The sequence below is a fragment of the Pseudomonas sp. TWR1-1-4 genome (assembly GCF_049897165.1).
Taxonomy (GTDB): domain Bacteria; phylum Pseudomonadota; class Gammaproteobacteria; order Pseudomonadales; family Pseudomonadaceae; genus Aquipseudomonas; species Aquipseudomonas canadensis.
Genome location: NZ_JAFCVS010000003.1, coordinates 587574 through 606450 on the forward strand (window position 1 = coordinate 587574; position 18877 = coordinate 606450).

Sequence of the window (18877 nt, forward strand, 5' to 3'; positions counted from 1 at the left end):
TTGGATCCAGAGCACTGCGCGCAGATCGCGGCCGGCGTTGCATAGGGATTTCCGGCATCAATCTGCCAAGCCCCGCCAATGCAGGCGTGCAGGTAAAACGCAGTGTGACTTTATGGTGCGTTTATTGACCGAATGGTCGAATTAAAGAAATTGAAAATAAATGTACGAAATGAGCGAAGTTGTACAAGGCAGGGCAAAAAATGACCCTTCTCGTGTTCTCGTACACTGGCTAAGCTCAGGGCTTCCAGATGCCCGTAGAGGTTTCCCGCATGTCGCAATCCGCCCTCGCAGTCGCCCAGATGATCCTCGATGGCTTCGACGATTACCGTGAGCACTTCCGCCAGATCACCGACGGCGCCCGCGAGCGTTTTGAGAAGGCCCAGTGGCAGCAGGGGCAGGCGGCGTCGGCGGCGCGGATCAACCTCTATGAAGAAAAGGTCAGTGAAGTGATTGCGCGTTTGCGCAGTAGCTTTGATGACGGAGCATTACTCGATGTTGACCAGTGGCCCGTGGTGAAAAGCGCCTACATCGGTCTGATCGATCTGCGTTTCGATGATGAACTCTCCGAGACCTGGTACAACTCGATCTTCTGCGGACTGTTCAGCCACGACCTGATCAGCGACGGCTGCATGTTTATCCACACCACCCGGCCCAGCCTGCGCCGGGCACGGGCCGCGCAGACGCGCACCTACACGCCCGCCGCAAAAATCCCGGAGATGCTCGCGCAGATCTTTGCCGACTACCGTTTCAGCGAACCCTACGCGGACCTGGCCGGCGACCTGCACCGCCTTGAAGCCCAACTGCGGGAAAACTTGCCGGACTGGGTGTGCAAGGATCCAGACCTCAAGGTCGAGCTGTTTTCCTCGGTGCTTTACCGCAATAAAGGCGCTTACCTGGTAGGACGCATCTACACCCGCGACGAACAATGGCCGCTGGTGATCCCCCTGTTGCATCGCGAAGGGCAAGGCATCCAGATCGACGCACTGATCACCGATGAAGCCGATGTGTCGATCATCTTTTCGTTCACCCGTTCCTACTTCATGGTGGATGTGCCGGTGCCGGCGGAATTCATCGGCTTTCTCAAGCGCATCCTGCCGGGCAAGCACGTCGCAGAGCTGTACACCTCCATTGGTTTCTACAAGCACGGCAAGTCGGAGTTCTACCGCGCTCTGATCAACCACCTGGCGACCACCGACGATCAATTCATCATGGCCCCTGGCGTGCGTGGCATGGTCATGAGCGTGTTCACCCTGCCGGGCTTCAACACCGTGTTCAAGATCATCAAGGACCGTTTCTCACCGTCGAAAAACGTCAACCGCGCCACGGTGATCGAGAAGTACCGCCTGGTCAAAAGCGTCGATCGGGTCGGACGCATGGCTGACACCCAGGAGTTCGCCGATTTCCGTTTTCCCCTGAGCAAATTCGAACCCGAATGCCTCGCCGAATTGCTGGAAGTCGCCGCTGGCACCGTCGAAGTCGAAGGCGACACGGTGTTGATCCGCCACTGCTGGACCGAACGGCGCATGACGCCGCTCAACCTCTACCTCGACAACGCCAACCCCGCCCAGGTGCGTGAAGCCTTGGAAGACTACGGCCTGGCGATCAAACAACTGGCGGCGGCCAACATCTTTCCCGGCGACATGCTGCTGAAGAACTTCGGCGTCACCCGCCACGGCCGCGTGGTGTTCTACGACTACGATGAAATTTGCTTTCTCACCGAAGCCAACTTCCGCCACATCCCCGCGCCGCGTACTCCCGAGGATGAGATGGCCTCGGAGCCCTGGTACTCCATTGGCCCGCTGGATGTATTCCCCGAGGAGTTCCCGCCGTTCCTGTTTGCGGATGCTGGCCAACGCAAGTTGTTCGATGAGCTGCATGGCGAGTTGTACAACGCCGATTACTGGAAAGGCCTGCAGGAGGCGATTCGTGCCGGTAAGGTGATTGATGTGTTTCCGTATCGGCGCAAATCGACGTAAAGCACCAAAACTCGAACGAGGCAACAGGCAAGCCGCTGCCCCGATGTGGCGAGTTAGCCTGGCAACCACTGGCGAATGAGCGGTGTGTCGTCGGCACCGTCGTTCTTGGCTTGCAAGTAGGCGCTATAGTTTTTCCTGACGGCGTCAGGTACGCCGACGACAGGTGTCTGCACCGGCGCTGCGCTGCCCCCTTCGGCCGTTGCCTTGGCCCTGAACGCCTGGTCATCCAGATGCCGCAGGTGCAAGACCTCATCAATGAAACGGCTGGCCGTGGCATTGCCGATGTTGGGGTATCGGTGGGCGATGCCTGCGCGCAGCATCGTGCGATCATCGGCGGTGAAGTTGTTTTCGCCTTGTGCCACGTAGGCCGGCATCAATCCTGAGAGTGCGGCGACGGAGGCTTTCACCGTACCCAACTGTGGAGAGACGATCACTGAAGGCACCTGGTTCAAGGTCTGGTTTTCCACTTCTTGCGCCACCCCACGCGGGCCTTTTTTCTGAGCTTGTTGTTGGAAGTACTCGCGGGCTGCCAGGTAGTCCGCGACCGAGTTGAGTAATGTCTGCATACGCGGTGTGCTTGGGGTGTCGGCCGCCCATGTCTGTATGTGTGCCTGGATGTCTTGGGTGTTTGCGTCCTCCACGATAAGACGTGAGAGTGCTTCGCCAGCGGCGCCTGGAAGCTTTTCCAGTTGTTGGAAAATTCGGTCGGCTGCATGGTCCAGGTAGCTGTGCTGGACAGTGGCTGCCAACTGCGCGACGGCGGCGCCGACAATGAGCAGGCCGCTATCGCTGTTGCTGCCGCGGGTTTGCAGGCCGAGAACGGTCTTGAAGGGCTGGTCGCTATAGACCTGATCGTAGTCGTAAACGGGTTCGAGCTTGCCAAACAAGTCGCCCAAGACGGCACCGGCGCTTCCCGGCTTGTGAATGTCCTGTCCGAGGGCATAGACGTAGTAGTCGGCGTCGAGGGTTTGACGAGGCGCCTGGCTCTCGCCGGTGGGCACACTGTACCTCAGTTGCAACGGCGCGCCACCAGGGGTGGGGTTCGGATGGATGTCGAGCGCGTCCACCGACACCAAGTGGTGGTTGGCCACCTGGGGTGCAAACTTCAGCTGGTGGCCGTCCAGCAGCACCGGCTTGGTACTGCGGATCAGCCAATTGACTTGTGCGCCCAGTTCTCCCGCGCGTTCGACCGCATCGATACCTGCGTTGGGGCCGTGCACCACCACCTTCTTGCCCGCGAACTGTTCAGGGCGGCTGTCGGTGGCCCGCATAAACTCATCCAGGTCCATGACGTTGCCCCGCAAGACCTCTTGCTGGTGCAGGCGGATATTGCCTAGACGTTTCTCCGCCAAAGTCTGTGCGCTGTCGTTGTTCCATACGCTGGTGTGCGGCCCGGCCCCCATGCCCAACACTACCTGCCGGCTTTCTATAGCCTGGCCGTTTTCCAGGCGAATCTGATAGCGACCGTCTTTCAGTTGGTTGATGCCTGTGACCTGCGCCGGTAGATATTCCGCCCCCAATGCCTGTGCCCGGTCCAACTGTTGTCGGTTCCGCGCTGCAAACTCGCCCCGGTCCGCGTAGCCAGGGTTATAGCAGGGTACCGTAGGGCCCCATTGGTCGATGATTTCACGTTGATGATTGATGTAGCCCTGGCCTCGCACACTGGGCAGCCAGGGATCTTCCTTGCCGATGATGCTGACTTTTCCGTGCAGAGGGGTTGCGTGACTATTCGTCGAAAACCGGTGGTTCAATTCGTTGACCAGATAAGCCACGCTGCTGCCGGTGCCGACAAATGTCAGGTCACGCACTCGGTGAGGGCTCAACGGTTTGTCGGCATCGCCAACGGCTTGGGTGCCGACCTGGGTTGCGGCCGGCTGTACAGCGTTCGCTCTTTGGGGCTGTGGTTCATGCAGCGATTTACCGAGTAGCATCAGGATAATCCTTTCAAAAGGCCTCATCCGCAGGCATTAAGAACTCGTCCTTGTTATTGGTGTGAAGCGGTCATGTGGTGAAGGGGCAGATTGTTTCTCAAATCAGTGTAGATATTGAATAAATCGGTAGTCAGTTCGGCAACTAACGCCCGCTGTTTATTGCTGTCTTTTAGCGGATTGATGGCGCCCAGTTTGACGTACGGTTTGCCTGTGGAATGAATCAATACCTTGAAGTCCAGCCGATGCTGGTCAGCGCAGGGTGTTCGATGAGCTGCATGGCGAGTTGTACAACGCCGATTACTGGAAAGGGCTGCAATTCGCGCCGGTAAGGTGATCGATGTGTTTCCGTACCGGCGCAAGGAGCGCGATCACTGCTCATGAACTTGATTTACGGATTGATCAATCTTCAGAAAATACCGAATTGGCTTTTGGTCGACTTCACGCCGATATTTTCCAAGTAATCCTGGGCGGGCCTCATATTCTCCTTTGTGGGTCGGTAGTGGCCCGAGGTATTGGATAAGTGAGTTCTCCCGGTCATGGTTTGCTTTAAGTAGCCGGCACTGACGATGTTATTCGACTGCCCGGCACCGACGCCCAGTTCGGCGGTGGCGGGGTGGGATATCATTTTTGGCGCTACGTTTTTACTGATGTTGGCGATCGCCATCTGTCCGTCTCCCGTCACGATAAACTTGGTAACCGTATTCGGTGTCTTCGCGATATTCAGATCCTCTGGCTTTTTTACGGGTGTCACCGTTGCCGTGGAGTTTCGGGGGTTTGTAGCCGCTCCCGCCAGATGCAGCTCAGCGCCCAAGTCTCTCGCCTTCGTATTGGGTAGCCTTGGATAGCTCTTGGAGGCATAGGAAGGTCCAGAGGGGTTTGAGGTCCAGGAACCGTTCGCCGGATCGGATACAGGTGCAATGTCCTGGTATTTGTTGGCGTAACTATGCAGGTTTTGGATGGATGCGTTGTAGTAGCGGCTGGCGTCAATGGGCATAAGAATTCCTCGGGCGTTAGAGGCGATATCAATCAGGTTTTTGCCGCTGAGTTACAGGCCGCTCATGAAATTCATGCCTCGTACTGCCTGAGTGGCCGTGTGGAAATTCGAGATTCGATTGGCCGTCAAATTAGTGGGCGGTGTCGAGGCGGTCTGCGGGGCTGCTTTGGACGACGGCTTTTCTGTGTAGGCGGGCGGGAACTCATATTTGGGCGGTGGTTGCGACGCTGCCGAGCGCGGTTGGGCCTGCAGGGATGCAGAGTAGCTGGGTAGATAAGGTTGGCTATTTGTCGAATCGATAGGCATAAAAGCTCCGGTTTCATAAGCGATACAGTGATCTGCCAGAGGTTTCTGGCGGGTTGATTTGATCCTGTGTACGGCACTCAAACCATCGGATTTGCACTGTGAAATGGTCGGATGAGCGACTTTCTCGTGTAAGAAATATGTTGATTAGGCGGCGTTATGCGGCCGGTCACTGACTGAGCGTCTCCAGGAATGTCGAAATCTGCGACAATCGCTCCTCTTTTCTACGTCCACAGTTATGCAGGCGTGCCCTGCCTCACCCAGAAGACCTTTGCCACCCTGATGACCGACCAAGCACCCACCATCGACCAACTGCTCAAAACCCTCGATCACGCCATGCTCGCCGACCGCCACCGCTTGCGGCGGCAACTGCTTGAGCTGCGCAAGAAGCCCGACGAGGAAAAGTTGGCGCAATGGGTTGCGCGCATGCAGGCTTCCTGCGCCCAAGTCACGGCGCGGCGTGCCAGCCTGCCGGTGATCCGTTATGACGACAGCCTGCCGATTGCGGCCAAGCGTGATGAGATCAAAGCCGCGCTGAACAAGCACCAGGTGCTGATCATTGCCGGTGAGACCGGTTCGGGTAAGACCACCCAGTTGCCGAAGATCTGCCTGGAAATCGGTCGTGGCCAGTTCGGCCTGATCGGTCATACCCAGCCACGCCGGATCGCGGCCCGCAGCGTCGCCAGCCGGGTCGCCGAAGAGTTGGCCACGCCGTTGGGCGCGTTGGTGGGCTATCAGGTGCGTTTTGAAGACCAGAGCGATTCCAACACCCTGATCAAACTGATGACCGACGGTATCCTGCTGGCGGAAACCCAGAACGATCGCTACCTGGAACGCTACGACACGATCATCGTCGACGAAGCCCACGAACGCAGCCTGAACATCGACTTCCTGCTGGGCTACCTGAAAACCCTGCTGCCGCGCCGTCCGGACCTGAAGGTCATCATCACCTCGGCGACCATCGACCTGGAGCGTTTTTCCAAGCATTTCGACGATGCGCCGATTGTCGAAGTCTCGGGTCGTACCTTCCCGGTGGACACCTGGTATCGCCCGCTGACCCTGGAACAGGATGAAGAGGGCAACCGCGTCGAGGACGACTTGACTGTTGACCAGGCGATCCTCGCCACCCTCGATGAAATCGCTGCTTATGAACGCAGCGAGCGACGCAGTCCTGGTGACGTATTGGTGTTCCTGCCCGGAGAGCGCGAGATTCGCGACGCCGCCGACATGCTGCGCAAGGCCCAGCTCAAGCACACCGAAATCCTGCCGCTGTACGCGCGCCTGTCGCCGGCTGAACAGCAGCGCATTTTCCAGTCCCACCCGGGGCGGCGCGTGGTGTTGGCGACCAACGTCGCGGAAACCTCGCTGACCGTGCCGGGCATTCGTTATGTGATCGACAGCGGCACCGCACGCATCAGCCGCTACAGCTACCGCGCCAAAGTGCAGCGCCTGCCGATCGAGGCGATCTCCCAGGCCAGCGCCAACCAGCGTAAGGGCCGTTGCGGCCGGGTCGAGCCGGGCATCTGCATCCGCTTGTACAGCGAAGAGGATTTTATCGGGCGTCCGGAATTTACCGACCCCGAGATCCTGCGCACCAACCTCGCCGCCGTGATCTTGCAGATGCTGCACCTGCGCCTCGGCGAGATCACCGATTTCCCGTTTATCGAGCCGCCGGACGGCAAGGCTATCAGCGACGGTTTCAACTTGCTGCAAGAGCTGTCGGCGGTGGACCGCAACAGTCAGCTCACGCCATTGGGCCGTCAGTTGGCTCGCCTGCCGGTGGACCCGCGCATGGGCCGCATGCTGCTGGAAGCCGCCAAGCTTGGCAGCTTGCAGGAAGTGCTGATCGTCGCCAGTGCCATGTCGATCCAGGACCCGCGCGAGCGTCCGCCGGAACGTCAGCAGGCTGCTGACCAAGCCCACGCGCAGTGGAAAGACCCGGATTCGGATTTCGCCGGCCTGGTCAATCTGTGGCGCGGTTTCGAAGAGCAGCGCCAGGAACTGACGGCCAGCCCGTTGCGCAATTGGTGTCGCAAGAACTTCCTCAACTACCTGCGCCTGCGCGAGTGGCGTGATTCCCATCGCCAGCTGAGCCTGATCTGCAGCGACATGCAGTTGACGGTCAACAAAGAGCCGGCGGACTTCCCGAAACTGCACAAGGCGGTGTTGTCCGGCCTGCTCAGCCAGATCGGCCAGAAGACCGAAGACGGCGATTACCTCGGCGCACGCCAGCGGCGGTTCTGGATCCACCCGTCCTCGGGCATCGGCAAGAAGCGTCCGCAATGGCTGATGACCGCCGAACTGGTGGAAACCACCAAGCTGTATGCGCGTATGGTCGCCAAGATCGACGCCGACTGGATCGAGCCGCTGGCTGGGCACTTGATCAAGAAAAACCACTTCGAGCCCCACTGGGAGAAGAAGCGCGGCCAGGTCGTGGCCTTTGAACAGATCACCCTGTTCGGGCTGATTGTGGTCGGACGCCGGCCGGTGCATTACGGGCCGATCGACCCGGTGGTGTCGCGCGAGTTGTTTATCCGCGAAGGCCTGGTGCGTGGCGAGATCCAGTCGCGGGCCAAGTGCCTTACCGCCAACCAGCAACTGCTGGAACAACTCGACGAACTGGAGGCCAAGGCGCGTCGTCGCGACATCCTGGCCGATGAAGAAACCCTGTTCGCCTTCTACGATGCGCGGTTGCCGGCGGAGATCCACCAGACCGCGACCTTCGACAGCTGGTACAAGGTCAACAGCCAGAAAGACCCGCAACTGCTGATCATGCGCGAAGAAGACGTGCTGGCTCGCGAAGCCAGTGAAGTCACCGCCGCGCATTACCCGGACACCCTGCACCTGGGCGACCTGGAACTGGCCTTGAGTTACCACTTCGAACCCAACCACCCGCGTGACGGCGTGACCCTGCGCGTTCCGGCGCCACTGCTGCCGGCGTTGCCGCCAGAGCGTCTGGAATGGCTGGTGCCGGGGGTGATCGAAGCCAAATGCATCGCCCTGGTGCGCAACCTGCCCAAGGCGCTGCGTAAGAATTTTGTGCCGGTGCCGGACTTCGTCAAAGCCGCGCTGCAACGCATCGAATTCGGCCAGGGCTCTTTGCCCCAGGCATTGGGCCGTGAGTTATTGCGCATGACAGGTGCGCGTGTCAGCGATGAAGCCTGGGCCGAAGCCGCGCAGCAGGTCGAAAGCCATCTGAAGATGAACCTGGAAGTAGTCGACGGCCAGGGCAAGTTCCTCGGCGAAGGCCGCGACCTGGCCGAACTGACCGCACGTTTTGCCGAGGCGAGCCAGGCCGCCCTGGCCGTGCCGCAAACCGCGAAAAGCCAACAACCGGTGGAAGCCAAGGTGTTTGCGGCGGTGGCGGAGAAGACCCAACAGAAGATCGCCGGTCTGTCGATGACGGTGTATCCAGCGTTGGTGGAAGAAAGCGGCACGGTCAAGGAAGGGCGTTTCTCCACGGCCGCCGAGGCGGAGTTCCAGCATCGCCGCGCCTTGCAGCGTTTGCTGATGCAACAACTGGCGGAACCGGCGAAATTCCTGCGCGGCAAATTGCCGGGCCTGACCGAGTTGGGCCTGATGTACCGCGAACTGGGGCGTATCGATGCGCTGGTGGAAGACATCCTGCTGGCCAGCCTCGACACCTGCGTGCTCGAAGGCGAAACCAGCCTGCCGCGTGATGGTGCTGGTCTGGCCGCTTTGGCCGAGCGCAAGCGCGGCAGTTGGACCGAGCACGCCGAGCGCTTGGCGCGCTTGACCCTGGATGTGTTGAAGCTGTGGCACGGCCTGCAAAAACGCTTCAAAGGCAAGATTGACCTCGCCCAGGCCGTGGCCCTGAACGACATCAAGCAGCAGCTGAGCAATTTGGTGTATCCCGGTTTCGTGCGGGAAACCCCGGCGCAGTGGTTCAAGGAGCTGCCGCGTTACCTCAAGGCCATCGAGTTACGCCTGGAAAAACTGCCGAGCCAGGTGCAAAAGGATCGGGTGTGGAGCGGCGAGCTGGCAGGCTTGTGGACGCAGTACGAGAATCGCCTGAAAAAACATGCCCAGGAAGGCAAGCGCGACCCCCAGCTAGAACTTTACCGCTGGTGGTTGGAGGAATACCGGGTGTCGTTGTTTGCCCAGCAACTGGGCACTAAAGTGCCGATTTCCGACAAGCGCTTGAGCAAGCAATGGAGCCAGGTAGAGCCCTGACCCCCCGTAGATCCTCTGTGGTGAGCGAGCTTGTTGTGGTGAGCGGGCTTGCCCCGCGCTGGGCTGCGAAGCGGCCCCTCTTACAGGCAATCAAGATATTGCTGAAACACCACAGGGCCTGGAATGGGGTCGCTTCGCGCCCCAGCGCGAGCAAGCTCGCTCACCACAGGGTTGTGTGTAAGCCTCTGATAAGGGTGTTTATCTGGCAGATAGCGCCAAATATCGGGGTTTGTGGCAAACTTCGCGCCTATAAATGCCGGGATCGTCGTGAAGGGATGCGACGCGAAGGAATAAAGCGATGCCAGTTTGGTGTCCGCGGTGCGGAATCGGACTACTTACAGTTTGGTACGACGGTACCAATATCTTCTGCCTGACAGATTTAGAGGAACGACCGTGCATAACGTCGTCATCAGCGGCACTGGCCTGTACACCCCGGCCAACAGCATCTCCAACGAAGAGCTGGTGCAGTCTTTCAATGCCTACGTGCATCAGTTCAACAGCGACAACGCCGCCGCCATCGAGCGCGGTGATGTGCAGCCGCTGACCGAATCCAGCGCAGCCTTCATCGAAAAGGCCTCCGGCATCAAGAGCCGCTTCGTGATGGACAAGGACGGCATTCTCGACCCGCAGCGCATGGCCCCGCGCCTGCCCGAGCGCAGCAACGACGAATGGTCTGTGCTCTGCCAGATGGCCGTCGGCGCTGCCGAACAAGCCTTGCAACGCGCCGGCAAAACCGCCGCCGATATCGACGGTGTTATCGTCGCTTGCTCCAACCTGCAGCGTGCCTACCCGGCCATCGCCATTGAAGTGCAGGAAGCCCTGGGTATCGAAGGTTTTGGTTTTGACATGAACGTGGCGTGTTCCTCGGCTACCTTCGGCATCCAGAACGCGGCCAACAGCATCCAGTTGGGCCAGGCGCGGGCGATTTTGATGGTCAACCCGGAAGTCTGCACCGGCCACCTGAATTTCCGCGACCGTGACAGCCACTTCATCTTTGGTGATGCGGCCACTGCCGTGGTGCTGGAGCGCGCCGACCTGGCGACTTCCGAGCACCAGTTCGACGTGGTGAGCACCAAGCTGCTGACCAAGTTCTCCAACAACATCCGCAACAACTTCGGCTTCCTCAACCGCACGGCGGAAGAAGGCATCGGCGCGCCCGACAAGCTGTTCGTACAGGAAGGCCGCAAGGTGTTCCGTGATGTGTGCCCGATGGTGGCCGAGCTGATCGGCGTGCATTTGCAAGAAAACCAGTTGAACGTAGCCGATGTGAAGCGCTTCTGGCTGCACCAGGCCAACTTGAGCATGAACCACCTGATCGTGAAGAAACTACTGGGTCGCGAAGCCTCGGTGGAAGAAGCGCCGGTGATCCTCGATACTTACGCCAATACCAGTTCGGCGGGCTCGGTGATTGCGTTCCACACGTATCAGGATGATTTGCCCAAGGGTTCCGTGGCGGTGCTCAGCTCGTTTGGTGCGGGTTATTCGATCGGCAGCGTGATTTTGCGCAAACGCTGATCTGCCTCGTTCCCTGTAGGAGCCGGCTTGCCGGCGATGATATCCCTGCGGTGTAAATGACGCACCGTGGCGCCTGCATCGCAGGAAAGCCAGCTCCCACAGGGATCGGGTTTCCAGAGTGAAATCGAGGTAAACGATGGCAGCAGCGGACGACACGCACCTGCTTGAACGCCTGCTCAAGGGTGAGCAGCGGGCCTACAAGGAATTGGTCACCACCTACCAAAGCGCCATGCGGGCGGTGGCCTATGCCATCGTCGGCCAGCGTCACGCCGACGAAGTCGTGCAAGACGCGTGGCTGTCGGTGGTGCGCAACCTGGCCAGGTTCGAAGGGCGTTCCAGCCTCAAGACCTGGCTGCTGACCATCACCGCCAACGCCGCCAAGGGGCGCTACAAGCAGAATCGTCGCGAAGTGTTGCTCGACGATCTGCCTTCGCCCCATGGCACCATTGGCGATGACCGTTTCTCCCCGGATGATGGCCACTGGGCTGTCGCCCCCTACGCCTGGCATCAGGACACCCCGGAAGCCTTGCTGACCGAGGATGAGCTGCGCAAGTGCCTGGAGCATACGTTGCTGAGTTTGTCTGAATTGCAAAGCAGCGTGCTGGTGCTACGTGAACGCCAGGGGCTGGAGTTGGAAGAGATCTGTAATCTTCTGACGCTGTCGCTCTCCAATGTCCGTGTGCTATTGCATCGAGCACGGCTTAAAGTCTTCGCCACGGTGGAGCATTTTGAGGAAACGGGCGAATGTTGACCTGTAAAGAACAAGTGGCACGTTCCAGTGACTATCTCGATGGGCAACTGACCTTTCGCGAGCGTCTGCTGGTGCGTCATCACCTGATGTTCTGCCCGAACTGTCGCCGGTTTATCCGCCAGATGCGCCTGATGCAGGCGACGCTGAAGATAATGCCGGATGAGCCGGTAGAGGGTGTGGAGGCCTTGGCGCAGCGCTTGGCTGAAGAACGACTCAAGGATCACAAAGGCGGGGATTAAGCAGGTTCACGTGGATGGATCGGACGGATGATGGGGACCGCTCCACCCACGCAAGACTGTTACAGCCACCCCGGGCCGTCCTGGCCCGAGGCTTTCAACACTGACTATTAGAACTTGGCTTCTGCGTCCAACTGCAGGGTGTTGGTGTTGGCGTCACGCTGGGTGCGGCTGGCGTAGTCGGCCTTGGTCAGGAAGTACGTGGCACCGAGGGCGAAGTTCTTGTCGATGTCGTAGCTGACCTTCATCTTGTGACCGCGCGAACCGGTGGTGCCGTTGGCGAAGTCCGAGTCGGTGAAGGCACCCACCACGGCATTACGCTGAATGTCGCGGTAGTTGTAGTCCAGGTTGAAACCGAACACTTTCGACTTGGCGCCGATCAGCCAGGCGGTGTCCTGGTCGGTCACGGCGTCGTTGTTTTTCACGTACTGGCCGTAGAACGCCAGCGGTACAGCCAGGCCGCCGATGTCGGCTTGGGCAAAGCCTTCATACAGGCGGAACTGGTTGTCGGCCGAGTTGCCGTTGACCGCCAGTGCGCAAGGCGTGGTGGTGGTTGTGCAACGGCTGTCCTTGTCATTCTGGTAGGCGTAGACGCTGCCGCCCAGGGTCATTTTCAGGTTGTCGGTGACCGAGAAGCGTGTGCCCAACTGGCCAGAGGTCAGGCGCAGGTCGTGACGGAACTGCACGCCGTCGCCGTCGACGTTGTCCTTGAGGTTGTAGTTGCCGAGGCTGCCGAACAGTTCGGCGCTGCTGCCCAGCGGGTATTTGTAGGTCAGGGCCAGGCCTTCAGGGTTGATGTCGCTATCCCAGATGACGTCGCCCATGTTCACCCACGGTTGCAGCATCTTGCCGCCGATCACGTGCAGGTTCTTGATCTGGTCCGGGTGGTAGTCGATGTAGCCAAGGTCCAGCCAGATCGACTTCTTGTCGAAATAGTTGTCCTGGTCCTGGTTGGTCGAGCGCGCATCGTCGCTGCTACCGGTGGCAATGCGGATACCGGTGTCGACTTGCGAGTTGATCTCGGTGTAGGCGCCCAGGCGGGCACGGATGCGCTGACGGTCTTTGTCGCGGCCGCCGTTGTTGGATTCTCCCTGGATTTTCACGGTTTCCTGACGGAAACGTACGTCACCCTTGAACTGAGTCTTGGCCGCCCAGGCCAGCTTCTGGTCAAAGCTGCTCAGCTCATTGGTTTTCTTCGCGGTGGCCGCGATCTGTTCGTTGGTCTCTTGTTGAGCTTGCCGTGCGATCTGCTGTTCTTTCTGGTCTTTGGCCAATTCGCTTTGCAGTTCAGTGTACTGCGCCGCGGTGATCTGGCCGTTGGCCTTGAGCATGTCGAGCAATTTAGCGTCGACTGCGGCGCTGGCCGGAACGCTCAGGGCCAGTAACAGGCCGCCGCACAGGACCGCCGCAGTTTTAGTGGAAGCAAGACGCATATCAATCTCCGAAGGTGAGGAGGGATGGCAAACCATCCAGGACACAACCGACCGATGACGGACGGAAAAATAGCCGCCGGGTAGAACCAGGCGCTCTAAAAACAGGCGTCAGTATCACGATCGTTTATGACGGAGCAGTGGCGAAGTGATGTCATCTAGATGACAAATTTTTCACGTTCGGAACTATTGGTTTAGAGCCTTGTCGCGCGAAACGGGGGTGTGCCAAGGCCGGCAATCAGCGATACTCGCCAGGCTTTCACGCCCCAAACCAGTGAGGATGCCGATGCCGTTGCAACGCCTGGACAGCCTGTCCGAGATCGCCCCGCAAGCCTGGGATGCGCTGGTGCCACAGGCCCAGCCGTTCGTACGGCACGCCTTCCTGAGCGCATTGGAAGGCAGCGCCAGCCTGGGCCCGCAATCGGGCTGGCAGCCGGAGCATTTGCTGCATTGGGAAGGTGATCGGCTGGTGGCGGCACTGCCCAGTTATCGCAAGTGGCATTCCTACGGCGAGTACGTGTTTGATCACGGCTGGGCGGATGCTTGCGAGCGGGCTGGCATTGAGTACTACCCTAAGCTGCTGACTGCCGTGCCGTTCAGCCCCGTCAGCGGGCCACGCCTGTTAGCGGCGAGTGCAGAGGAGGGGGTCGAACTGCTGAAAAGCCTGCCGGGTTACCTGGAAATCGAAGGGCTCTCCAGTGCCCACATCAACTTCACTGACGAACTGGCCGATATGGCACTGGCCCAACAACCGGGCTGGCTGCAGCGCCTGGGTTGTCAGTTTCACTGGCAGAACCGGGGTTATCGCGACTTCCAGGATTTCCTTGATGCCTTGAGTTCACGCAAGCGCAAACAGATGCGCAAAGAGCGCGAACAAGTGGCAGGGCAGGGCATCGACTTCGAGTGGCTGCAAGGCCATGAACTGAGCGAGGCCCAGTGGGATTTCGTCTACGCCTGCTACGCCAACACCTACGCGGTGCGCCGCCAATCACCCTACCTGACCCGCGCGTTCTTCAGCCTGCTGGCCGAGCGCATGCCCGAAGCGATTCGCGTGGTCCTGGCCAAACAAGGCACCCGCCCGGTGGCCATGGCCTTCAGCCTGATCGGCGGCGACAGCTTCTACGGTCGCTACTGGGGCTGTCTGGCGGAGTTCGACCGCCTGCATTTCGAAACCTGTTTCTACCAAGGCATGGACTACGCCATCGCCCACGGCCTGCAACGCTTCGACGCGGGGGCACAGGGCGAGCACAAATTGATTCGCGGGTTTGAACCGGTGATCACGCGGTCCTGGCACTACTTGCGCCATCCGGGATTGAAGAACGCCGTGGAAGATTTCCTCGAGCGCGAGCGGGTGGGGATCGTGGCGTATGCTGAGGAGGCGAGGGCAGCCCTGCCTTATCGGCAGGGCTGAACCCCTGTTGCGTCAGCCCGGCTCTTCCTTGCCCAGCCATCGATAGGTAGCCCCACCGATCCCCGCGCCAAGGATCGGCGCGAGCCAGAACATCCACAACTGCTGGATCGCCCACCCGCCGACGATCAGGGCCGGACCGGTGCTGCGGGCCGGGTTGACTGACGTGTTGGTGACGGGGATGGAGATCAGGTGGATGAGTGTCAGCGCCAGGCCGATGGCGATGGGCGCAAGGCCCGCTGGGGCACGGCGGTCGGTGGCGCCGAGGATAATCACCACGAACATGGCGGTCATTACCAGCTCACTCACAAACCCCGCCGCCATCGAATAGCCGCCGGGTGAATGCGCGCCATAACCGTTGGACGCCAGGCCCGACGCGAGTTCGAACCCCGGTTTGCCGCTGGCAATGAAATACAGCAACGCAGCGGCGATCGTACCGCCGACCACCTGCGCCACGATGTACGCTGGCAGTTCCCTGGCCGGAAACCGTCCGCCCACAACCAGCCCAACCGACACTGCCGGGTTGAGGTGACAGCCGCTGATATGCCCGATGGCGAACGCCATGGTCAGCACCGTGAGCCCGAATGCCAGGGACACGCCCAACAATCCAATCCCGACTGCAGGGAACGCTGCGGCAAGCACCGCACTCCCACAACCGCCCAACACCAACCAAAATGTACCTAGCCCCTCTGTGATTGAACGCTTGAACAAAGACATGCCGCCCGTCCTTGATAGATCGCTCTACCGGATCCGTAAATCAGTGATGCTCCCTGCAGATTTACTTCAGCGCCCTTCTGGGCACTGCACTGATTACAGCAGGGTTGCAGCAAAAGTGTAGGAGCGAGGGGTTAGTCGATACCGACAAAACCTCCAGTCTGGTGCTGCCACAACCGCGCATACAGCCCGCCATGGGCCAGCAACTCGGCGTGGCTGCCGCTCTCGGCAATCTGGCCTTTCTCCAGCACCACCAAGCGGTCCATCCGTGCAATGGTCGACAACCGGTGCGCGATCGCAATCACCGTCTTGCCCTGCATCAGGGTTTCCAGGCTCTCCTGGATGGCCGCTTCCACTTCCGAATCCAGCGCGGAGGTGGCTTCGTCCATGATCAGGATCGGCGCGTCCTTGAGCAGCACGCGGGCGATAGCGATGCGTTGACGCTGCCCGCCGGAGAGCTTCACCCCGCGCTCACCGACATGCGCATCCAGCCCGGTACGGCCTTCGGAATCCGACAGCAACGGGATGAACTCATCGGCACGCGCCTTGTGCACGGCGGCCCAGAGTTCTTCATCGGTGGCATCCGGCTTGCCGTACAGCAGGTTGTCGCGGATGGAGCGGTGCAGCAGCGAAGTGTCCTGGGTGATCATGCCGATCTGTTCGCGCAAGGATTCCTGGGCGACGTCGGCGATGTTCTGACCATCGATCAGGATGCGTCCGCCTTGCAGGTCGTACAGGCGCAGCAGCAGGTTGACCAACGTCGACTTACCGGCACCCGACGGCCCGATCAGGCCGATCTTTTCACCGGCCTTGATCTCAAGGTTCAGGCCGCCAATGATTCCGCTCTTCTTGCCGTAGTGGAAATCCACCTGTTCGAAACGCACTTCGCCCCGAGGTACGCTCAAGCGCGGGGCATTCTCGCGGTCGATCACGGCGAGTGGCTGGGCGATGGTCTTCAGACCGTCCTGCACCTGGCCGATGTTCTCGAAAATGCCGTTGACCACCCACATGATCCAGCCGGACATGTTGACGATACGGATCACCAAACCCGTGGCCAGGGCAATTGCGCCCACCGAGATCAGCGACTGCGTCCACAGCCACAACGCCAGGCCTGTGGTTGTGACGATCAGCAGGCCGTTCATGGTGGTGATCACGATGTCCATGCTGGTGACGACGCGGCTAGCCAACTGGGTTTTTTCGGTTTGTTCGATGATCGCTTCCTTGGCGTATTCCTGCTCATAGCGGGTATGGGCGAACAGCTTCAAGGTGGTGATGTTGGTGTAGCCGTCGACGATGCGGCCCATCAACTTGGAGCGCGCTTCGGAGGAAATCACCGAGCGCTCCTTCACCCGTGGCACGAAGAAGCGCAGCGCCAGGCTGTAGCAAATGATCCAGGTCACCAGCGGGATCATCAGGCGCCAATCAGCTTCGGCAAACAGCACCAGGGAACTGATGGCGTAGATCGCCACGTGCCAGATCGCATCCACTGCCGCCACGGCAGAGTCGCGCAAGGAGTTGCCGGTTTGCATGATGCGCTGGGCAATACGCCCGGCGAAGTCGTTCTGGAAGAAATTCAGGCTCTGCTTGAGCACGTAACTGTGGTTCTGCCAGCGGATCAGGCTGGTCATGCCGGGGCTGATGGTCTGGTGCACCAGCAAGTCATGCAGGGCGCCGAAGATCGGGCGCAGCAGTAGGGCGACCACGGCCATCCAGATCAGCTCGGTGCTATGCAACTGGAAGAAGTTGGCCGGCGGCGTGCCTTGGGCCAGGTCGATGATGCGGCTCAGGTAGCTGAACAGCGCCACTTCGATCAGCGCCCCGATCAGGCCCACCACCAGCAAGGCGGCGAAATGCGGCCACACTTGGCGCAGGTAGTAGAGGTAGAAGGGCAGGACGTTGTCGGGTGGGGCTTCGCTGGGGGCGTCGCGGAAAATATCGATCAGTTGTTCAAAACGACGATAGAGCATTAGGTATGACGCCCGCGGGGCGGGCTCTCCTTTCAAATGCGCGCGCGGCCTTGTGGGCTGCGCGCGGAGCTACCTGCTGACCTCAGTCGATGCGCTTGGCCGACTTGATCACAACAGGATCGATTGGCACGTTCTGCATGCCCTGCTTGGTGGTGGTCTGCGAGTTGACGATCACATCAACCACGTCCATGCCCTTGACCACTTTGGCGAATACGGCGTAACCGGCATCGCGGCCCGGGTCGAGGAAGGCATTGTCAGCGACGTTGATGAAGAATTGGCTGGTGGCCGAATTCGGGTCATTGGTGCGCGCCATCGACAGGGTGCCACGCACGTTATGCAGGCCGTTGCTGGCTTCGTTCTTGATCGGTGCTTCGGTCGGCTTCTGCGACATCTGTGCGGTAAACCCGCCGCCCTGGACCATGAAGCCTGGGATCACGCGGTGGAAAATCGTGTTGGTGTAGAAGCCCTTGTCGACATAGGCCAGGAAGTTCTTGGTGCTGATCGGCGCCTTGACCGGGTCCAGTTCGATCTCGATGTCGCCGTTGGTGGTGGTGATCAATACGTGGGGCGCCTTGGCGGGCTCGGCGGCCATCAGGTTGGCGGCGAACAGAACGGAACCGGCAAAGAAGGCGATTTTTTTCAACATGGGTCAGTGATCCTGGGTAGTGGTTTCGACTGTCTTTAGAAAATCGAGCAGGGTTGCGTTAAAGACTTCGGGTTGATCCAAGGGCGTGGCATGGCGGGAATCCTCGATCACCACCAGTCGCGCATCGGGCAGCAGTTTTACATAGTTTTCTTTCTGCGCCACGGGGGTGTAGTCGTGGTCGGCGCTGATGACCAGGGTTGGACAGGTGATTCTGGAAAGTCGTTCCTGCACGCCCCAGCCCACAATGGCATCGAAGCTGGCGAGATAAGCACGTTTGTCGTTTTTTGCCCAGCGTTCAGCCATCTTGCGGCGCAGGTCGGTTTGCTCCGGTTTGGGAAACAAACGGTCGCCCAGCGCCTTGCCGATAGTGGCCAGGCTGAGCACGCGCGCCAGGCTCCAACGTTTGGCCCATTGCCAGTAATCATCGGCACTGCGCACCTTCACCTCCGGCGCGCTGTTGACGATGCAGAGGCTCTTGACCTGTGCGGGTTCGTCCACTGCCAGTTGGAAGGCGATCATGCCGCCCATGGACAGGCCGACCACATGGGCGGGTGGCAGGTCCAAGTGTTCGATCAGCGCCAGCAGATCAAAGGTGAAGCCCTGGATGCTGTAGCGTTCGCGCGGTTTGTCCGAGCGCCCGTGGCCGCGAACATCCACCACGATCAGTCGGTAATGCCTGGCCAGCACCGGAATCTGCAGCTCCCAATCCTGGCTGCTGGAGCCCAGGCCGTGGATCAGGATCAGCGGCGTGCCGTGGCCGTATTCCTCGTAGTGCAGGCTGCATCCTTCGTGGTCGAACCAGGCCATGCGTG

Annotated in this window: 13 protein-coding genes and 1 pseudogene; 7 read left to right on the top strand and 7 right to left on the bottom strand. The window is 59.9% G+C overall.

The window, feature by feature from the left end; translation table 11 throughout:
* The first annotated feature begins 269 nt into the window (after nucleotides 1-269).
* On the top strand, nucleotides 270-1976 hold the full coding sequence (gene aceK / locus ACP7C6_RS11095; RefSeq protein WP_028617439.1) for a bifunctional isocitrate dehydrogenase kinase/phosphatase: 1707 nt from the start codon (nucleotides 270-272) through the stop codon (nucleotides 1974-1976).
* 53 nt (nucleotides 1977-2029) lie between these two features.
* Here the strand turns inward: aceK and ACP7C6_RS11100 are convergent, their stop codons facing one another.
* Nucleotides 2030-3907 (bottom strand): restriction endonuclease, encoded by a 1878-nt coding sequence (locus ACP7C6_RS11100; RefSeq protein ID WP_426108703.1) that lies wholly within the window; start codon nucleotides 3905-3907, stop codon nucleotides 2030-2032.
* A gap of 238 nt (nucleotides 3908-4145) precedes the next feature.
* Here ACP7C6_RS11100 and ACP7C6_RS11105 point away from each other — a divergent pair.
* Nucleotides 4146-4288: pseudogene (locus ACP7C6_RS11105) on the top strand (hypothetical protein); the annotation flags it as partial.
* Between the two features lie 25 nt (nucleotides 4289-4313).
* Here the strand turns inward: ACP7C6_RS11105 and ACP7C6_RS11110 are convergent.
* Nucleotides 4314-4901, bottom strand: coding sequence for a hypothetical protein (locus ACP7C6_RS11110; RefSeq protein WP_068937136.1), 588 nt, complete (start codon nucleotides 4899-4901; stop codon nucleotides 4314-4316).
* 585 nt (nucleotides 4902-5486) lie between these two features.
* Between ACP7C6_RS11110 and hrpA the strand changes: the two genes are divergently transcribed.
* The 4 genes from hrpA to ACP7C6_RS11130 all read left to right on the top strand — a co-directional run bounded on the left by hrpA (nucleotide 5487) and on the right by ACP7C6_RS11130 (nucleotide 11903).
* Nucleotides 5487-9398, top strand: a complete 3912-nt coding sequence (gene hrpA, locus ACP7C6_RS11115; RefSeq protein WP_426108785.1) for an ATP-dependent RNA helicase HrpA — start codon at nucleotides 5487-5489, stop codon at nucleotides 9396-9398.
* Nucleotides 9399-9791: 393 nt separating this feature from the next.
* Nucleotides 9792-10913, top strand: a complete 1122-nt coding sequence (locus ACP7C6_RS11120) for a beta-ketoacyl-ACP synthase III (protein ID WP_028617435.1) — start codon at nucleotides 9792-9794, stop codon at nucleotides 10911-10913.
* Between the two features lie 136 nt (nucleotides 10914-11049).
* Entirely contained in the window at nucleotides 11050-11664 is a 615-nt protein-coding gene (locus ACP7C6_RS11125; protein WP_028617434.1) for an RNA polymerase sigma factor, read from the top strand.
* Entirely contained in the window at nucleotides 11658-11903 is a 246-nt protein-coding gene (locus ACP7C6_RS11130) for an anti-sigma factor family protein (RefSeq protein WP_028617433.1), read from the top strand. Before ACP7C6_RS11125 ends, ACP7C6_RS11130 begins: the two co-directional genes overlap by 7 nt.
* A gap of 107 nt (nucleotides 11904-12010) precedes the next feature.
* Here the strand turns inward: ACP7C6_RS11130 and ACP7C6_RS11135 are convergent, their stop codons facing one another.
* Nucleotides 12011-13333: a putative porin gene (locus ACP7C6_RS11135; protein ID WP_028617432.1), complete on the bottom strand. Its 1323-nt coding sequence runs from the start codon at nucleotides 13331-13333 to the stop codon at nucleotides 12011-12013.
* A gap of 283 nt (nucleotides 13334-13616) precedes the next feature.
* Here ACP7C6_RS11135 and ACP7C6_RS11140 point away from each other — a divergent pair, with 283 nt between their 5' ends.
* Entirely contained in the window at nucleotides 13617-14741 is a 1125-nt protein-coding gene (locus tag ACP7C6_RS11140) for a GNAT family N-acetyltransferase (RefSeq protein WP_426108704.1), read from the top strand.
* Between the two features lie 12 nt (nucleotides 14742-14753).
* Here the strand turns inward: ACP7C6_RS11140 and aqpZ are convergent, their stop codons facing one another.
* The 4 genes from aqpZ to ACP7C6_RS11160 all read right to left on the bottom strand — a co-directional run bounded on the left by aqpZ (nucleotide 14754) and on the right by ACP7C6_RS11160 (nucleotide 18872).
* The gene (gene aqpZ, locus ACP7C6_RS11145; RefSeq protein WP_068937134.1) at nucleotides 14754-15455 is read right to left on the bottom strand and encodes an aquaporin Z; all 702 of its coding nucleotides are present in this window, start codon (nucleotides 15453-15455) and stop codon (nucleotides 14754-14756) included.
* A 131-nt stretch (nucleotides 15456-15586) separates the two neighbouring features.
* Nucleotides 15587-17419, bottom strand: a complete 1833-nt coding sequence (locus tag ACP7C6_RS11150; RefSeq protein WP_068937133.1) for an ABC transporter ATP-binding protein — start codon at nucleotides 17417-17419, stop codon at nucleotides 15587-15589.
* 82 nt (nucleotides 17420-17501) lie between these two features.
* Complete coding sequence (locus ACP7C6_RS11155) at nucleotides 17502-18065, bottom strand: peptidylprolyl isomerase A (RefSeq protein WP_016979352.1); 564 nt, start codon at nucleotides 18063-18065, stop codon at nucleotides 17502-17504.
* Between the two features lie 3 nt (nucleotides 18066-18068).
* The gene (locus ACP7C6_RS11160; protein ID WP_028617428.1) at nucleotides 18069-18872 is read right to left on the bottom strand and encodes an alpha/beta fold hydrolase; all 804 of its coding nucleotides are present in this window, start codon (nucleotides 18870-18872) and stop codon (nucleotides 18069-18071) included.
* Nucleotides 18873-18877: the final 5 nt, after the last annotated feature.